The following is a 16,834-nucleotide window of genomic DNA, read 5'->3' on the forward strand; positions in this document are numbered from 1 at the left end:
TCCGCACCCGCGCCGCTTGTCGGCGCGTTTTTATTTGTATTTTTTGACCCGGTCCGCCCTTTACGAGGGTGACCACTGGAGAGTTGCAAGCATGACCCAATCCATTGTCGTGGCGGCGCTGTACAAGTTCGTCACCCTCGAAGACTACGTCGAGCTGCGCGAGCCGCTGCTCGCCTGCATGGAAGCCAACGGTGTCAAAGGCACCCTGCTGCTGGCCGAAGAAGGCATCAACGGCACGGTTTCCGCCACCCGCGAAGGCATAGATGGCCTGTTGACCTGGCTGCGCAATGACCCGCGCCTGGTGGATGTCGACCATAAAGAGTCGTACTGCGACGAACAGCCGTTCTACCGCACCAAGGTCAAGCTGAAGAAAGAGATCGTCACCCTGGGCGTGCCAGGTGTGGACCCGAACAAGGCGGTCGGCACCTACATCGAGCCCCAGGACTGGAACGCCATCATCAGCGACCCGGAAGTCCTGCTGATCGATACTCGCAACGATTACGAAGTGGCCATCGGCACCTTCGAAGGCGCGATCGATCCGAAGACCACGTCCTTCCGCGAGTTCCCCGACTACATCAAGGCCAACTTCGACCCGTCGCGGCACAAGAAGGTCGCCATGTTCTGCACCGGTGGCATCCGTTGCGAAAAGGCCTCCAGCTATATGCTCGGTGAGGGTTTCGAAGAGGTCTATCATCTTAAAGGCGGGATCCTGAAATACCTTGAAGAGGTGCCTCAGGAGCAGAGCAAGTGGCAGGGCGACTGCTTCGTCTTCGACAACCGGGTCACCGTGCGTCACGACCTCAGCGAAGGCGACTACGACCAGTGCCACGCCTGCCGCCACCCGATCAACGCCGACGAGCGGGCCTCGGAGCACTATTCGCCAGGTATCAGTTGCCCGCATTGCTGGGACAGCCTGAGCGAGAAGACGCGCCGTAGCGCCATCGACCGGCAGAAACAGATCGAACTGGCCAAGGCCCGCAACCAGCCGCACCCGATCGGGTTCAACTACCGCAAAGCCGAGGTGTGATTCATGACCGCTCGCCTGCTCTACGTCATGGACCCGATGTGCTCCTGGTGCTGGGGATTCGCCCCGGTGGCCAGCGCCTTGATCGCCCAGGCCGGGCAGGCGGGGGTTGAAACCCATCTGGTGGCTGGCGGCCTGCGCAACGGCAGTTCGCCGCTGGATGCTTCGACGCGGCGCTATATCCTCGAACACTGGCAGGCGGTCAACGAGGCCACCGGCCAGCCGTTCCAGCTCGAGGGCGCGATGCCGGAAGGCTTCGTCTACGACACCGAGCCGGCCTGCCGCGCGCTGGTCACCGCTCGCAGCCTTGATCCGCAAGCGGTCTGGCCGCTGCTCGGGCTGATCCAGCAGGCGTTCTACCAGCATGGCGAAGACGTCACCCTGGCGCCGAAGCTGGTGGAACTGGCCGAACAGGCCGGGTTCGATCGCGCGCGTTTCTCCGCAGCCCTCACCAGTCCCGAGCAACGCAGTGCCACCGCCGCTGACATCACCTGGGTTCAGGACCTGGGCATCGCCGGATTCCCCACCCTGCTGGCCGAGCGCAACGGCCAGCTTGCCTTGCTGACCAACGGCTACCAGCCGCTGGAAGCCCTCGAACCGTTGCTGGGCCGCTGGCTGGAGCGGGCCGCTTATGCTTGATCTGCCTGGCTCGCCCGACCCGGTCCCCGGGCCTGCGGCGGCGCCCGCCGATCGCTTGAGCTGGGCGGAAATCCGCCGCCTGGCCCTTCATCACAAAAAAGCCCTGTGGACCGCCAACGGTGTTGCCGTACTGGCGGCGCTGTGCAGCGTGCCAATCCCGCTGTTGCTGCCGTTGCTGGTGGACGAAGTGCTGCTGGGTCACGGCGATGCAGCGCTGAAGTGGATGAACCAGTTGCTGCCGGCCAACTGGCAGGTGGCGGCCGGCTATATCGGCCTGATGTTGGCGTTCACCTTGACCCTGCGCTGCTCCGCCCTGGCCTTCAACGTGGTCCAGGCCAAGCTGTTCGCCGGGCTGGCCAAGGACATCGTCTACCGCTTGCGTATCCGCCTGATCGAGCGCTTGAAGCGGATTTCCCTGAGCGAATACGAAAGCCTCGGCAGCGGCACGGTCACCACGCACCTGGTGACCGACCTGGACACCGTGGACAAATTCGTCGGCGAAACCCTCAGCCGCTTCCTGGTGGCGGTGCTGACCCTGACCGGCACTGCGGCGATCCTGATCTGGATGCACTGGCAACTGGCGCTGCTGATCCTGCTGTTCAATCCGCTGGTGATCTTCGCCACGGTGCAGTTGGGCAAGCGGGTCAAGCACCTGAAGAAACTGGAAAACGACAGCACCTCGCGGTTCACCCAGGCGCTGACCGAAACCCTCGATGCGATCCAGGAAATCCGCGCCGGCAACCGCCAGGGCTATTTCCTCGGCCGCCTCGGTCTGCGCGCCCAGGACGTACGCAACTACGCGGTGGCCTCGCAGTGGAAGAGCGATGCGAGCAGCCGCGCCAGTGGCCTGCTGTTCCAGTTCGGTATCGATATCTTCCGCGCGGCGGCGATGCTTACCGTGCTGTTCTCCGACCTCAGCATCGGCCAGATGCTCGCGGTGTTCAGTTACCTGTGGTTCATGATCGGCCCGGTTGAGCAGTTGCTGAACCTGCAATACGCCTACTACGCGGCGGGCGGCGCGCTGAGCCGGATCAACGAGTTGCTCGCGCGGGCCGACGAGCCGCAGTTCCCCGGCGGCACCGATCCCTTCCAGGGCCAGACCACCGTGGGCATCGAGGTGCGCGGGCTGCGCTTCGGCTACGGCGAGGAACCAGTGCTGGACCAGTTGAACCTGTCCATCGCCCCCGGCGAGAAGGTTGCGATCGTCGGCGCCAGCGGCGGCGGCAAAAGTACCCTGGTGCAGCTGTTGCTGGGCTTGTACAGCGCTCAGGCCGGCAGCATCCGTTTCGGCGGCGCGACCCTGCAGGAGATCGGTCTGGAAACCCTGCGCGAGAATGTCGCGGTGGTGCTGCAGCACCCGTCGCTGTTCAACGACACGGTACGCGCCAACCTCACCATGGGCCGCGATTGTTCCGATGACGCCTGCTGGCAGGCGTTGGCCATCGCCCAACTGGACGAAACCATTGGCGCCTTGCCCCAAGGGCTGGACAGCGTGGTCGGCCGTTCGGGCGTGCGCTTGTCCGGTGGCCAGCGCCAGCGTCTGGCGATTGCGCGGATGGTCCTGGCCGAGCCCAAGGTGGTGATTCTCGACGAGGCCACTTCGGCCCTCGACGCGGCGACTGAATACAACCTGCATGTCGCCTTGACGCGCTTCCTCAGTGCCCGCACCACGCTGATCATTGCCCACCGCTTGTCGGCGGTGAAACAGGCCGATCGCGTGCTGGTGTTCGACGGTGGCCATGTGGCCGAGGATGGTGGCCATCAGCAGCTGATCGCCGAGGGCGGCCTGTACGCCAAGCTCTATGGGCATTTGCAGCAAAGCTGATAGCGACATCATGTAGTGCGGTGTCAGAAATCTCTTATTGCCATGAAGGCAAATGGCCTAGTCTGTGAAAACAACGGGGTGAGTCACGTCACCGGCTATGCCGCAAGGGACTTCATGAAGGGAAAACGGACGCTCGGAGCACCCAGGTTGCTGGGGCTCATCTGGCCATTTGTAGCCGTCGTGCTGTTCCAGGCACTGCTGGGCGGGATCAGCCTTTACGCGATGTCGGCCATGCGCGCGTACGTCGGCGGTGAAAGTCTCTGGTCCAAGGGCCAGAAAGACGCGATCTACTACCTGAGCCTGTACGTCGACAGCCGCGACGAAGAAAACTTCCGCAAATACCAACAGGCCCTGGCCATTCCCCAGGGCAGCCATCGCCTGCGCCTGGCGCTTGATCTTCAGCCTCCTGACCTGGAGGCCGCGCGTCAGGGCATTCTCGCCGGCGGCAATCACCCGGACGACGTGCCGAGCATCATCTGGTTCTACCTCAACTTCCGTCATGTCAGTTACATGGACCAGGCCATCGGCCTATGGCAGGTGGGCGACGGTTTCCTGGAGGAACTCGATACCCTGGCCGGTGAAATCCATCAGGGCATCGCCAACAGCCGGGCCACGCCCCGCGACCTGGCGGACTGGAAACGTCGTATCGTGCTGATCAACGAAGCCGTGACGCCCGCGGCCCGCGCCTTCAGCGACGCGCTGGGCGAAGGTTCGCGGATGTTGCTGCGCTTGTTGCTGGTGACCAACCTGGCCACCGCGCTGTTCCTGATCGCCCTGGCCTGGTTGCGCTCGAGCAAGTTGCTGGCCCAGCGCCAGGCCTTCGCCAGCGCCCTGCAGGTCGAGAAGGAGCGGGCGCAGATCACCCTGGCCTCGATTGGCGACGGGGTGATCACCACCGATGTCGAAGGCTGCATCGTCTACATGAACGCCGCCGCCGAGCACTTGACCCACTGGGATGCCAGCCATGCCCATGGCCTGCCGCTCGCGGCGTTGTTCAGCGTGCTCGACGACAACGCCGAAAAGGACAACCTGACCCTCACCGAGCACATCCTCAGCGGCGCCCTGCGTGGGGGCAGCGAGCATATCCGTCTGATCCAGCGTCTGGATGGCAGCACGGTTTCGGTGGCGCTGGTCGGGGCGCCGATCATGAGCGAAGGGCGGGTCAGCGGTATCGTGCTGGTGCTGCATGACATGACCCAGGAGCGGCAGTACATCGCCAACCTGTCCTGGCAGGCGACCCACGACGCCTTGACCGGGCTGGCCAACCGCCGTGAGTTCGAATATCGCCTGGAGCAGGCGTTGACCGATCTGGCCCGTCAGGCTGGGCGGCATTCGCTGATGTTCCTCGACCTCGACCAGTTCAAAGTGGTCAACGACACCAGCGGTCATGCCGCTGGCGATGAGTTGCTGCGGCATATCTGCGCGGTGCTGCAATCGGTGTTGCGCGAGGGTGATGTGCTGGCGCGGCTGGGCGGCGACGAGTTCGGGGTGCTGCTGCAGAACTGCCCGCCCGAGCAGGCCGAGCGGATTGCCGAGAACCTGCGCCAGGCGGTGCAGAGTCTGCACTTCGTGTGGAAAGGGCGGCCGTTCATGAATACCGTGAGCGTCGGCCTGGTGCACTTGAACCAGGCGCCGGACTCACTGGAAGCAGCGCTGCGGGCCGCCGACATGGCCTGCTACATGGCCAAGGAAAAAGGCCGCAACCGGGTCCAGCTCTACCATGCGGACGACACCGAGTTGTCGGTGCGCTTCGGCGAGATGGCCTGGATCCAGCGCCTGCACATCGCGCTGGAGGAAAACCGCTTCTGTCTGTACGCCCAGGAAATTGCCGCGCTCGCTCCTGGAGACCATGGCGGTGGGCACCTTGAGATTCTTCTGCGCCTGCATGACGAAAGCGGGCTGATCATTCAGCCCGACAGCTTCATCCCGGCGGCCGAGCGCTTCGGCCTGATCACCGCGCTGGACCGCTGGGTGGTGCGCAACGTCTTCACGATCATTCGCGAGTGCCTGGACGAAGGGCGTGAAGGTCCGTTGGCCATGTGTTCGATCAACCTTTCCGGCAACAGCATCGGCGACGACAAGTTTCTCGAATACCTGCATCGGCAGTTCAGTGACTACGCCATTCCCCCTGAATTGATCTGTTTCGAAATAACCGAAACCAGTGCGATTGCCAATCTTGGCAGCGCGATTCGTTTTATCAACGAATTGAAAGGACTGGGCTGCAAATTCTCGCTGGACGATTTTTGCGCCGGAATGTCGTCGTTCGCGTATTTGAAACATTTGCCTGTAGACTTCCTGAAGATCGACGGTAGTTTCGTCAAGGATATGCTCGAAGATCCGGTCAACCGGGCGATGGTCGAGGTGATCAACCACATCGGCCACGTCATGGGCAAACGCACCGTCGCCGAGTTTGTCGAGACACCGTTGATCCAGCAGGCCTTGCAGGAGATCGGTGTCGACTACGCCCAGGGCTTCCTGATCGAGCGACCCCAGGTCTTTTCCTGTGCCAGCCTGCAGCGTCAGCGTGACGCCGCCAGGCCCTTGCTGTTCGGGTCGCCGGGGACGCTTCGCTGACGCTCACTTTCCAGATCACAAGGACAAGGAGCTGACAGTGACTGATGCGTTTATTCGGACAGGTCCATTGATGGACGCCGCAAGTTATCCCCTCTGGGCCCAGCGCCTGATCCAGGAATGCAGCGCCAGCAAGCGCAGGGTGGTGGAGCACGAGCTCTACCAGCGCATGCGCGACGGCCGCCTGGGCAGCGCGACCATGCACCAATACCTGATCGGGGGTTGGCCAGTGGTCGAGCAATTCTCCATGTACATGGCCCACAACCTCACCAAGACCCGCTACGCCCGTCATCCTGGCGAAGACATGGCGCGGCGCTGGCTGATGCGCAACATCCGCGTCGAACTCAACCATGCCGATTACTGGGTGCACTGGTGCGAAGCCCATGGCGTAAGCCTTGACGACTTGCAGGCGCAGGATGTGCCGGCAGAGTTGCAGGCGCTCAGCGATTGGTGCTGGCACACCTGCACCGCGGATTCGCTGGTGGTGGCCATGGCGGCAACCAACTATGCGATCGAAGGGGCGGTGGGCGAGTGGTCGGCGGTGGTCTGTGCCACCGGAGCCTATGCCGAGGGTTTCCCCGAGGAAGGCCGCAAGCGCGCCATGAAATGGCTGAAGATGCATGCCCAGTACGACGATGCCCATCCGTGGGAAGCGCTGGAAATCATCTGCACCCTGGCGGGCAACAGCCCGGGCAAGGCGTTGCAGGTCGAGCTGAAACGGGCGATCTGCAAAAGCTACGACTATATGTACCTGTTCCTGGAGCGTTGCATGCAACTGGAACAGGCCGAGTCGCGCCAGGGCGTGCGCTTGCGCAGCGCCCTGGGGCAGGGTTGAGGCTTACTGGGCGTTGAACGCCTGACCGTTGACCCCGGTGCTGTCCGGGCCCATCAGGTAGAGGTAGACCGGCATGATGGCCTCGGGCAGCGGATTGTCCTGCGGGTTTTCGGCCGGGTATGCCTGGGCGCGCATGCTGGTACGGGTGGCGCCCGGGTTCACGCTGTTGGACCGCACCGGGGCAACGCCCTCCAGTTCGTCCGCCAGGGTCTGCATCAGGCCCTCGGTGGCGAACTTCGATACGCCATAAGCGCCCCAGTAGGCGCGGCCCTTGCGGCCGACGCTGCTGGAGGTGAACACCACCGACGCATCTTCCGACAGCTTCAGCAGCGGCAGCAGAGTCTGGGTCAGCATGAACATTGCGTTGACGTTGATGTGCATGACGCGCATGAAGTTGTCGCCGGACAACTGCTCCAGCGGCGTGCGCGGGCCAATGATCGACGCGTTGTGCAGCAGCCCGTCGATACGGCCGAAAGCGTTCTCGACCATCACCGCCAGCTCGTCGTACTGATGCGGCAGGGCAGTTTCCAGGTTGAACGGGATAACCACCGGTTGTGGATCGCCGGCGGCTTCGATTTCGTCGTAGACCGCGCTCAGGTTGGCTTCGGTCTTGCCCAGCAACAGCACGGTGGCGCCATGGGCAGCAAAGGCCTTGGCTGCAGCCGCGCCGATCCCGCGACCGGCGCCGGTGACCATGATGACCCGGCCGTTGAGCAGGTCAGGGCGAGCGGAATAGTCGAACATGAGGAATGCCTCGAAAGAATGGCTTCAATCGCCAACAGGCCGGCGTCGCGGCCGGCCTGCCTGGCGGATGGGTGCGGGGATCAGCAGCTGCAAAGGGCGCTGTCGAGCACCTTGCGCAGTTCCAGGGGGTGGTCGACCACCACATCCGCGCCCCAGTTGTTGGGGTTGTCCTCTGGATGAATATAGCCGTAGCGCACTGCGGCGGTACGGGTGCCGGCATCGCGGCCGGACTCGATGTCGCGCAGGTCGTCGCCGACGAACAGCACGCTGGCCGGGTCCAGGTCGAGGGTCTTGCAGGCGAGGATCAGCGGCTCGGGGTCGGGCTTGCTGTTCTTCACGTGATCCGGGCAGATCAGCAGGGACGAGCGTTCGGCCAGGCCCAGGCGCTGCATGATCGGTTCGGCGAAGCGCACAGGCTTGTTGGTGACCACGCCCCACAGCAGATTGCCGCGCTCGATGTCGGCGAGCAGCTCGGCCATGCCGTCGAACAGTTTGCTGTGCACCGCGCAGTCGCGCTGGTAACGCTCGAGGAACTCCAGGCGCAGGGTTTCGAATTCAGCCGCCTCGGGGTCCATGTCGAACGTCGCCGCGACCATTGCCCGGGCACCGCCGGAAATCACGTCGCGGATCCGCTTGTCGTCGATCGCCGGCAGGCCGCGCTCGGCGAGCATCGCCTGGCAGATGGCGATGAAATCCGGCGCCGTGTCGAGCAGGGTGCCGTCCATGTCGAAAAGTACTGCTCGCAAACGCATGCTCATTCCTCGCGAAGGGTCTGGATCATGTAGTTGACGTCGACGTCGGCGGCCAGCTTGTAGTGCTTGGTCAGCGGGTTGTAGGTCAGGCCGATGATGTCCTTGACGCTCAGGCCCGCCGCGCGGCTCCAGGCACCCAGCTCGGAAGGGCGGATGAATTTCTTGAAGTCATGGGTGCCGCGGGGCAGCAGCTTCATGATGTATTCGGCGCCGATGATGGCGAACAGATACGCCTTCGGGTTGCGGTTGATGGTGGAGAAGAACACCTGGCCGCCCGGCTTGACCATCTTGAAGCAGGCGCGGATCACCGAGGACGGGTCCGGCACGTGCTCGAGCATTTCCAGGCAGGTGACTACGTCGAACTGCTCGGGCATCTCTTCGGCCAGGGCCTCGGCGGTGGACTGCCGGTACTCGACGTTCACCCCGGACTCCAGTTGATGCAGTTGCGCCACTGCCAGCGGCGCTTCACCCATGTCGATGCCGGTCACCGTGGCGCCGCGCAGGGCCATGGCCTCGCTGAGGATGCCGCCGCCGCAACCGACGTCCAGCACTTTCTTGCCGGCGAGCTTGACCCGCTCATCGATCCAGTTGACCCGCAGCGGGTTGATGTCGTGCAGCGGTTTGAACTCGCTCTCGCGGTCCCACCAGCGATGGGCCAGGGCCTCGAACTTGGCGATTTCGGCGTGGTCGACGTTGCTCATGGAACAGTCCTCTGAAGCTGTGAAAATTCGGTGCGGCAGCCTGGCTGCCGGCAATCATTCGGTGTGGCCGGCAATCCGCTGGCCCCAGGCGACGGCGGTGGCATGCAGGGCCTGCTCGTCCATCCGGGTCAGTCGGCCGTCTTCCAGCAGCGCCTTGCCGGCGACCCAGACGTGCTTCACGCAGTCGCGGCCGCTGGCATAGATCAGTTGCGATACCGGGTCGTAAATCGGTTGTTGCGCCAGGCCGGAAAGGTCGAAGGCCACCAGGTCGGCAGCCTTGCCGATTTCCAGGGAGCCGGTGACGGTGTCCAGGCCAAGGGCGCGGGCGCCATTGAGGGTCGCCATGCGCAGGGCGCGGTGGACATCCAGCGCGCTCGCCGAACCGGCCACGGCCTTGGCCAGCAGGGCGGCGGTGCGCGTCTCGCCAAGCAGATCAAGGTCGTTGTTGCTGGCGGCGCCGTCGGTGCCGATGGCGACGTTTACCCCCGCCTGCCACAGCCGTTCGACCGGGCAGAAGCCGCTGGCCAGCTTGAGATTGGATTCCGGGCAGTGCACGACGCTGGTGTTGCTTTCTACCAGCAAAGCCAGGTCTTCATCGCTGACCTGGGTCATGTGCACCGCCTGCAGGCTTGGGCCGAGCAGGCCAAGGCGGGCCAGCCGTGTCAGCGGCCGCTCACCGCGTTGTTCCAGCGATTGCTGGACTTCGCCGGCGGTCTCGTGGATGTGCATCTGGATTGGCGCATCCAGCTCCTCGGCGACCACCCGGACCTTTTCCAGATTGTCGTCATTCACCGTGTAGGGCGCGTGAGGGCCGAAGGCGATGCTGATGCGCGGGTGGTGGCGCAGGTCGCCGAACAGCTCGACGCCCAGGTTCAGGCCTTCGTCGAAACTGCGCGCGCCGGGGATCGGGAAATCCAGCAGCGGAATGGCGATCTGCGCACGAATGCCGCTCTCGTGCACGCATTCGCTGGCGATCTTCGGGTAAAAGTACATATCGCTGAAGCAGGTGATGCCGCCTTTGAGCTGTTCGGCGATGGCCAGGTCGGTGCCGTCGCGGACGAAGGCCTCATCGACCCAACGGCCCTCGGCGGGCCAGATATGGTCCTGCAGCCAGGTCATCAGGGGCAGGTCGTCGGCCATGCCGCGGAACAGCGTCATCGCCGCGTGGCCGTGGGCGTTGATCAGACCGGGAGCCAGCAGGCAGCCCGGCAATTCGCGGACTTCTTCTGCCTTGAAGCGCCCAAGCTCGGTACGCGGGCCGATGAAGGCGATCTGGCCGTCGCGGATACCCAGCGCATACTCCTTGAACACCACTCCGGCCGGTTCGACGGGCACCAGCCAGGTTGGCAGGAGCAGCAGGTCGAGAGGGGCGGGGGGCTTGGGCATGGGGCGGGTTTCCCTGGGTTCTGGGGTGGTGGCGAAGTATACCCGAGCGTCCGCGCTTGGGGCTCGTTATAATCGCCGGTTTTTGATGTCCGAATGACGGGGTGAGCATGCGCGATCGACTTCTGGCTGCAGAGAAAGTAAGGGCCATCGATTGGCGGGATGGCGCCTTGCACTTGCTCGACCAGCGCGCGCTGCCGTTCGAGGAAACCTGGTTGAGTTACACCGATGCGGCTGGCGTGGCTGAAGCGATTCGCTCCATGGTGGTGCGCGGAGCCCCGGCCATCGGCATCAGCGCCGCTTATGGGCTGCTGCTGGGGCTGCGTCAGCGCCTGGCTGCCGGCGGCGATTGGCGTGCCGCGCTGGAGGCGGATTTCACCGTGTTGGGTGAATCGCGACCGACTGGCGGCAACCTGGCCTGGGCGCTGAGCCGCATGCGTGATCGGCTGCAACGCCTCAAGGACGGCGACGATCCGTCGCAGGTGCTGGAAGCCGAGGCGCTGGCCATTCATGAAAGCGACCGTGAAGCCAACCTGAACATGGCCCAGTTGGGCATGGAGCTGATCCGCAAGTACCAGGGTAGCGAGCAGGCCGTGCTGACCCACTGCAACACCGGCGCACTGGCGACCGGCGGTTTCGGTACCGCGCTCGGGGTGATTCGCGGCGCCTGGCTCGACGGCATGATCGAACACGTCTACGTCGGTGAAACCCGGCCCTGGCTGCAAGGCACCCGGCTGACGGCCTGGGAGCTGGCCAACGAAGGCATCCCGGTCACCATCAATGCCGACTCGGCGGCGGCGCACTTGATGAAGATCAAGGGCATTACCTGGGTGATCGTCGGCGCTGACCGGATCGCCGCCAATGGCGACGTGGCGAACAAGATCGGCACCTACCAGCTGGCGGTCAACGCCATGCACCACGGCGTGCGGTTCATGGTGGTGGCACCGAGTTCGACCATCGACCTCGCGCTGGCCAGCGGTGACGAGATTCCGCTGGAAGAGCGCGACGGCGCCGAGTTGCTGGAAGTTGCCGGTCATCGGATCGGGCCGGATGTCGACGCCTTCAACCCGGTGTTCGATGTGACCCCTGCGGACCTGATCGACGTGATCGTGACCGAGAAGGGCATCGTCGAGCGTCCCGATACCGCCAAGCTGGCCCAGTTGATGTGTCGCAAACGCCTGCACTGATCCTCACTGTGCGGGTGGTGGTCGGGACGTTTTCCTTCAAGCCGGGCGGCGCTTTGCCATACTCCCATGCCCCCGGCGACTGTGATAACATCCGGCGGTTTCCAAGACCGCCCACAGGGGCCGTCTTTACTACGCAGATCCATGCTTTAACTCGTTGATTTGTCGTAAGTCGTTGCGGAGGAACTCCTCCGTGGCGGCGAGCTTCGTTTCTCCCCATATGGATGTGACGAAGTTTCACCAGAAAAAGGAATCAGGCTTCTCATGGGCGAACTGGCCAAAGAAATCCTCCCGGTCAATATCGAAGACGAACTGAGACAGTCCTACCTCGACTACGCGATGAGCGTCATTGTCGGGCGTGCACTGCCCGATGCGCGTGATGGCTTGAAGCCCGTGCATCGTCGCGTTCTGTTTGCGATGAGTGAACTGGGTAACGACTGGAACAAACCGTACAAGAAATCCGCCCGTGTGGTCGGTGATGTCATCGGTAAGTATCACCCGCACGGTGATACGGCCGTGTACGACACCATCGTGCGCATGGCTCAGCCTTTCTCCCTGCGTTACCTGCTGGTCGATGGCCAGGGCAACTTCGGTTCGGTCGATGGCGACAACGCCGCAGCGATGCGTTACACCGAAGTGCGCATGACCAAGCTGGCCCACGAGCTGCTGGCCGACCTGCACAAGGAAACCGTGGACTGGGTGCCGAACTACGACGGCACCGAGCTGATTCCGGCGGTCATGCCGACCCGGATTCCCAACCTGCTGGTCAACGGTTCCAGCGGTATCGCCGTGGGCATGGCCACCAACATCCCGCCGCACCACCTCGGTGAGGTCATCGATGGCTGCCTGGCGCTGATCGACAACCCGGAAATCACCATCGATGAGCTGATGCAGTTCATCCCGGGGCCAGACTTCCCGACCGCCGCCATCATCAACGGTCGCCAGGGCATCATCGAGGCCTACCGTACCGGTCGCGGCCGCATCTACATGCGCGCCCGCTCCACCATCGAAGATATCGACAAGGTCGGTGGCCGCCAGCAGATCGTGGTTACCGAGCTGCCTTACCAGTTGAACAAGGCGCGTCTGATCGAAAAGATCGCCGAACTGGTCAAGGAAAAGAAACTCGAAGGCATCACCGAACTGCGCGACGAGTCCGACAAGGACGGTATGCGCATCGTGATCGAGCTGCGTCGTGGCGAGGTTCCGGAGGTCATCCTCAACAACCTCTACGCCCAGACCCAGCTGCAAAGCGTATTCGGCATCAACATCGTCGCCCTGATCGACGGCCGTCCGCGCCTGCTCAACCTCAAGGACCTGCTCGAAGCTTTCGTCCGTCACCGCCGCGAAGTGGTGACCCGTCGTACCGTGTTCGAGCTGCGCAAGGCGCGTGAGCGCGGGCACATCCTCGAAGGCCAGGCGGTTGCGCTGTCCAACATCGACCCAGTCATCGCCCTGATCAAGGCTTCGCCTACGCCTTCCGAGGCCAAGGAGGCGCTGATCAGCACGCCGTGGGAATCCAGCGCCGTGCAGGTCATGGTCGAGCGCGCTGGCGCCGACTCCTGCCGTCCCGAGACCCTCGATGCGCAGTTCGGTCTGCGCGACGGCAAGTACTTCCTGTCGCCAGAACAGGCTCAGGCCATTCTCGACCTGCGCCTGCACCGCCTCACCGGTCTGGAGCACGAGAAGCTGCTGGCCGAGTACCAGGAAATCCTCAACCAGATCGGCGAACTGATCCGCATCCTCAGCAGCGCCGAGCGCCTGATGGAAGTGATCCGCGAAGAGCTGGAACTGATCCGGGCCGAATATGGCGATGTGCGCCGCACCGAAATCCTCGATGCCCGCCTGGACCTGACCCTCGGCGACATGATCCCGGAAGAAGAGCGCGTGGTGACCATCTCCCACAGCGGCTATGCCAAGACTCAGCCGCTGGCTGCCTATCAGGCGCAGCGTCGTGGCGGTAAAGGCAAGTCGGCTACCGGCGTCAAGGACGAGGACTACATTTCCCACCTGCTGGTCGCCAACAGCCACACCACGCTGCTGCTGTTCTCCAGCAAGGGCAAGGTGTACTGGCTCAAGACCTACGAGATTCCCGAAGCATCCCGCGCCGCTCGCGGCCGGCCGCTGGTGAACCTGCTGCCGCTGGGCGAGGGCGAGCACATCACCACCATGCTGCCGGTGGAGGAATACACCGAGGGTCACTACATCTTCATGGCTACCGCCAACGGCACCGTGAAGAAGACCCCGCTGGAGCAGTTCAGCCGTCAGCGCAGCGTCGGTCTGATCGCTCTGGAACTGGACGAAGGCGACATCCTGATTTCCGCCGCGATCACCGATGGCGAGCGTGAGGTCATGCTGTTCTCCGACGCCGGCAAGGTGACCCGCTTCAAGGAATCCGATGTCCGAGCCATGGGCCGTACCGCCCGCGGTGTTCGCGGCATGCGCCTGAACGAAGGCCAGAAACTGATCTCGATGATCATTCCGGAAGAAGGCAGCCAGATCCTGACCGCCTCCGAGCGCGGCTTCGGCAAGCGCACCGCGATCGGCGAGTTCCCCGAGTACAAGCGTGGCGGCCAGGGCGTGATCGCCATGGTCAGCAACGAGCGTAACGGCCGTCTGGTCGGCGCGGTACAGGTGCAGGAAGGCGAGGAAATCATGCTGATTTCCGACCAGGGCACCCTGGTACGTACGCGGGTAGGTGAAGTGTCGAGCCTGGGTCGTAACACCCAGGGCGTGACGCTCATCAAGCTGGCCAGCGACGAGACCCTGGTAGGTCTGGAGCGGGTTCAGGAGCCGTCCGAGGACGACGATGAGCTGGCAATCGACGCCGAAGCGGATGTTGATGGCGAGGCGGATATCGACGCTCCCGACGGGCAGCAGCGGGATGCCGCCGCTGACGAAGAGGCGCCACAGGACTGAGTTGTAGACGCGTAACCTTAAGGAAGCGGGGCAAGGCCCCGCTTCCTCGTTATCTTGAGCAGAGCGAGAGTGGATGTGAGCAAACGAGCCTTTAACTTCTGCGCAGGCCCCGCTGCGCTCCCTGATGCTGTTCTGCAGCGCGCCCAGGCCGAAATGCTGGACTGGAACGGCAAAGGCCTGTCCGTGATGGAAATGAGCCATCGTAGCGACGACTACGTGGCCATCGCCGAAAAGGCCGAGCAGGACCTGCGTGACCTGCTGTCCATCCCCTCCAACTACAAGGTGCTGTTCCTCCAGGGCGGTGCCAGCCAGCAGTTCGCCGAGATTCCGCTGAACCTGTTGCCCGAGAACGGCACCGCCGACTACGTGGAAACCGGTATCTGGTCGAAGAAGGCCATCGAGGAAGCGCGTCGCTTCGGCAACGTCAATGTCGCCGCCTCGGCCAAGCCCTACGACTACCTGAACATCCCAGGCCAGAACGAGTGGACGCTGACCCCAGGCGCTGCGTACCTGCACTACGCCTCCAATGAAACCATCGGTGGCCTGCAGTTCGACTGGGTTCCGCAAACCGGTGACGTTCCACTGGTGGTCGACATGTCTTCGGACATCCTTTCCCGTGGCATCGATGTTTCGCAGTTCGGCATGATCTACGCCGGTGCGCAGAAGAACATCGGTCCGAGCGGCCTGGTAGTCGTGATCGTGCGTGAAGACCTGCTGGGTCGCGCGCGCAGCGCCTGCCCGACCATGCTCGATTACAAAGTCGCAGCCGACAACGGCTCGATGTACAACACGCCTGCAACCTACTCCTGGTATCTCTCCGGCCTGGTCTTCGAGTGGCTGAAAGAGCAGGGCGGTGTCGCGGCGATGGAGCAACGCAACCGGGCGAAGAAAGATCGCCTGTACGGCTTCATCGACAAGAGCGATTTCTATACCAACCCGATCAGCCTGAACGCCCGCTCGTGGATGAACGTGCCGTTCCGCCTGGCGGACGAGCGCCTGGACAAGGCGTTCCTTGCCGGTGCCGACGAGCGCGGCCTGCTCAACCTCAAGGGTCACCGCTCCGTGGGCGGCATGCGCGCTTCGATCTACAACGCCCTGGGGCTGGAAGCGGTAGAAGCGTTGGTTGCCTACATGGCTGAATTCGAGAAGGAACATTCCTGATGTCGGAACAGGAACTCAAGGCGCTGCGGGTGCGCATTGACAGTCTCGACGAGAAAATCCTCGAACTGATCAGTGATCGTGCCCGTTGTGCGCAAGAAGTCGCACGGGTCAAGATGGGTTCCCTGGCTGAAGGCGAGGTGCCGGTATTCTACCGGCCCGAGCGCGAGGCGCAGGTGCTCAAGCGCGTCATGGATCGCAACCCGGGGCCGCTGGGCAATGAAGAAATGGCCCGCCTGTTCCGCGAAATCATGTCCTCCTGCCTGGCGCTGGAGCAGCCGCTGAAAGTCGCTTATCTCGGCCCTGAGGGTACGTTCACCCAGGCCGCTGCGATGAAGCATTTCGGTCACGCGGTGATCAGCAAGCCAATGGCGGCGATCGACGAAGTGTTCCGTGAAGTTGCCGCCGGCGCGGTGAACTTCGGCGTGGTGCCGGTGGAAAACTCCACCGAAGGTGCGGTCAACCACACCCTCGACAGCTTCCTCGAGCACGACATGGTTATCTGTGGCGAAGTCGAATTGCGTATTCACCACCACCTGCTGGTGGGCGAGAACACCAAGACCGACAGCATCAGCCGCATCTATTCCCACGCTCAGTCGCTGGCCCAGTGCCGCAAGTGGCTCGACGCTCACTACCCGAACGTCGAGCGCGTCGCGGTATCGAGCAATGCCGAGGCTGCCAAGCGGGTCAAGGGTGAGTGGAACTCTGCCGCCATCGCCGGTGACATGGCCGCGGGCCTGTATGGCCTGACGCGCCTGGCCGAGAAAATCGAGGACCGTCCGGACAACTCCACCCGGTTCCTGATGATTGGCAGCCAGGAAGTGCCGCCGACTGGCGACGACAAGACCTCGATCATCGTTTCCATGAGCAACAAGCCGGGTGCCCTGCACGAACTGCTGGTGCCGTTCCATGAAAACGGTATCGACCTGACGCGCATCGAGACGCGTCCGTCCCGCAGCGGTAAATGGACCTACGTCTTCTTCATTGATTTCGTTGGCCATCATCGCGATCCGCTGATCAAGGCCGTGCTGGAGAAGATCAGTCAGGAGGCGGTGGCCCTGAAAGTGCTGGGCTCGTACCCGAAAGCAGTACTCTGAGGCGC

13 protein-coding genes are annotated in these 16,834 nt (G+C 63.3%); 9 read left to right on the plus strand and 4 right to left on the minus strand.

What is annotated here, in order from left to right:
- Positions 1-91 precede the first annotated feature (91 nt).
- The 5 genes from NTD82_RS12950 (at position 92) to NTD82_RS12970 (ending at position 6,894) form a co-directional block, all read left to right on the plus strand.
- Complete coding sequence (locus NTD82_RS12950; protein WP_095155484.1) at positions 92-1,027, plus strand: rhodanese-related sulfurtransferase; 936 nt, start codon at positions 92-94, stop codon at positions 1,025-1,027.
- 3 nt (positions 1,028-1,030) lie between these two features.
- Positions 1,031-1,663 carry a DsbA family protein gene (locus NTD82_RS12955; RefSeq protein ID WP_262129010.1) on the plus strand — a complete coding sequence of 211 codons (633 nt, stop codon included), beginning with the start codon at positions 1,031-1,033 and terminating at the stop codon, positions 1,661-1,663.
- Entirely contained in the window at positions 1,656-3,488 is a 1,833-nt protein-coding gene (locus tag NTD82_RS12960) for an ABC transporter ATP-binding protein (protein WP_262129011.1), read from the plus strand. Before NTD82_RS12955 ends, NTD82_RS12960 begins: the two co-directional genes overlap by 8 nt.
- 114 nt (positions 3,489-3,602) lie before the next feature.
- The gene (locus NTD82_RS12965; RefSeq protein ID WP_262129012.1) at positions 3,603-6,062 is read left to right on the plus strand and encodes an EAL domain-containing protein; all 2,460 of its coding nucleotides are present in this window, start codon (positions 3,603-3,605) and stop codon (positions 6,060-6,062) included.
- A gap of 37 nt (positions 6,063-6,099) precedes the next feature.
- The gene (locus NTD82_RS12970) at positions 6,100-6,894 is read left to right on the plus strand and encodes a TenA family transcriptional regulator (protein ID WP_262129013.1); all 795 of its coding nucleotides are present in this window, start codon (positions 6,100-6,102) and stop codon (positions 6,892-6,894) included.
- Between the two features lie 3 nt (positions 6,895-6,897).
- Here NTD82_RS12970 and NTD82_RS12975 read toward each other — a convergent pair whose 3' ends face one another.
- The 4 genes from NTD82_RS12975 to NTD82_RS12990 form a co-directional block, all read right to left on the minus strand.
- Positions 6,898-7,638, minus strand: coding sequence for a YciK family oxidoreductase (locus tag NTD82_RS12975; RefSeq protein ID WP_262129014.1), 741 nt, complete (start codon positions 7,636-7,638; stop codon positions 6,898-6,900).
- An 80-nt stretch (positions 7,639-7,718) separates the two neighbouring features.
- Positions 7,719-8,390, minus strand: coding sequence for an N-acetylmuramic acid 6-phosphate phosphatase MupP (mupP, locus tag NTD82_RS12980; RefSeq protein WP_262129015.1), 672 nt, complete (start codon positions 8,388-8,390; stop codon positions 7,719-7,721).
- Between the two features lie 2 nt (positions 8,391-8,392).
- On the minus strand, positions 8,393-9,091 hold the full coding sequence (ubiG, locus tag NTD82_RS12985) for a bifunctional 2-polyprenyl-6-hydroxyphenol methylase/3-demethylubiquinol 3-O-methyltransferase UbiG (RefSeq protein ID WP_110969232.1): 699 nt from the start codon (positions 9,089-9,091) through the stop codon (positions 8,393-8,395).
- A 54-nt stretch (positions 9,092-9,145) separates the two neighbouring features.
- A complete protein-coding gene (locus NTD82_RS12990) occupies positions 9,146-10,477 on the minus strand; it encodes a TRZ/ATZ family hydrolase (RefSeq protein WP_095155492.1) in 1,332 nt (443 codons plus the stop codon).
- A gap of 107 nt (positions 10,478-10,584) precedes the next feature.
- On the opposite strand from NTD82_RS12990, the gene mtnA reads away from it, so the two are divergent.
- The 4 genes from mtnA to pheA all read left to right on the plus strand — a co-directional run bounded on the left by mtnA (position 10,585) and on the right by pheA (position 16,829).
- Positions 10,585-11,661: an S-methyl-5-thioribose-1-phosphate isomerase gene (gene mtnA / locus NTD82_RS12995; RefSeq protein ID WP_095155493.1), complete on the plus strand. Its 1,077-nt coding sequence runs from the start codon at positions 10,585-10,587 to the stop codon at positions 11,659-11,661.
- A gap of 261 nt (positions 11,662-11,922) precedes the next feature.
- Positions 11,923-14,574, plus strand: coding sequence for a DNA gyrase subunit A (gene gyrA / locus NTD82_RS13000; protein ID WP_175653723.1), 2,652 nt, complete (start codon positions 11,923-11,925; stop codon positions 14,572-14,574).
- Between the two features lie 75 nt (positions 14,575-14,649).
- Entirely contained in the window at positions 14,650-15,735 is a 1,086-nt protein-coding gene (gene serC, locus NTD82_RS13005) for a 3-phosphoserine/phosphohydroxythreonine transaminase (protein ID WP_095155721.1), read from the plus strand.
- Positions 15,735-16,829 carry a prephenate dehydratase gene (gene pheA, locus NTD82_RS13010; protein WP_095155495.1) on the plus strand — a complete coding sequence of 365 codons (1,095 nt, stop codon included), beginning with the start codon at positions 15,735-15,737 and terminating at the stop codon, positions 16,827-16,829. Before serC ends, pheA begins: the two co-directional genes overlap by 1 nt.
- Positions 16,830-16,834: the final 5 nt, after the last annotated feature.

The sequence above is a fragment of the Pseudomonas sp. 5P_5.1_Bac1 genome (genome assembly GCF_025466015.1).
Classification (GTDB): domain Bacteria; phylum Pseudomonadota; class Gammaproteobacteria; order Pseudomonadales; family Pseudomonadaceae; genus Aquipseudomonas.

What these genes read in the sequence shown, in the direction of transcription:
- NTD82_RS12950 (WP_095155484.1), top strand. Translation starts at nt 92, where the DNA reads ATGACCCAATCCATTGTCGTGGCGGCGCTGTACAAGTTCGTCACCCTC.
- NTD82_RS12955 (WP_262129010.1), top strand. Translation starts at nt 1,031, where the DNA reads ATGACCGCTCGCCTGCTCTACGTCATGGACCCGATGTGCTCCTGGTGC.
- NTD82_RS12960 (WP_262129011.1), top strand. Translation starts at nt 1,656, where the DNA reads ATGCTTGATCTGCCTGGCTCGCCCGACCCGGTCCCCGGGCCTGCGGCG.
- NTD82_RS12965 (WP_262129012.1), top strand. Translation starts at nt 3,603, where the DNA reads ATGAAGGGAAAACGGACGCTCGGAGCACCCAGGTTGCTGGGGCTCATC.
- NTD82_RS12975 (WP_262129014.1), bottom strand. Translation starts at nt 7,638, where the DNA reads ATGTTCGACTATTCCGCTCGCCCTGACCTGCTCAACGGCCGGGTCATC.
- mupP (WP_262129015.1), bottom strand. Translation starts at nt 8,390, where the DNA reads ATGCGTTTGCGAGCAGTACTTTTCGACATGGACGGCACCCTGCTCGAC.
- ubiG (WP_110969232.1), bottom strand. Translation starts at nt 9,091, where the DNA reads ATGAGCAACGTCGACCACGCCGAAATCGCCAAGTTCGAGGCCCTGGCC.
- NTD82_RS12990 (WP_095155492.1), bottom strand. Translation starts at nt 10,477, where the DNA reads ATGCCCAAGCCCCCCGCCCCTCTCGACCTGCTGCTCCTGCCAACCTGG.
- mtnA (WP_095155493.1), top strand. Translation starts at nt 10,585, where the DNA reads ATGCGCGATCGACTTCTGGCTGCAGAGAAAGTAAGGGCCATCGATTGG.
- gyrA (WP_175653723.1), top strand. Translation starts at nt 11,923, where the DNA reads ATGGGCGAACTGGCCAAAGAAATCCTCCCGGTCAATATCGAAGACGAA.
- pheA (WP_095155495.1), top strand. Translation starts at nt 15,735, where the DNA reads ATGTCGGAACAGGAACTCAAGGCGCTGCGGGTGCGCATTGACAGTCTC.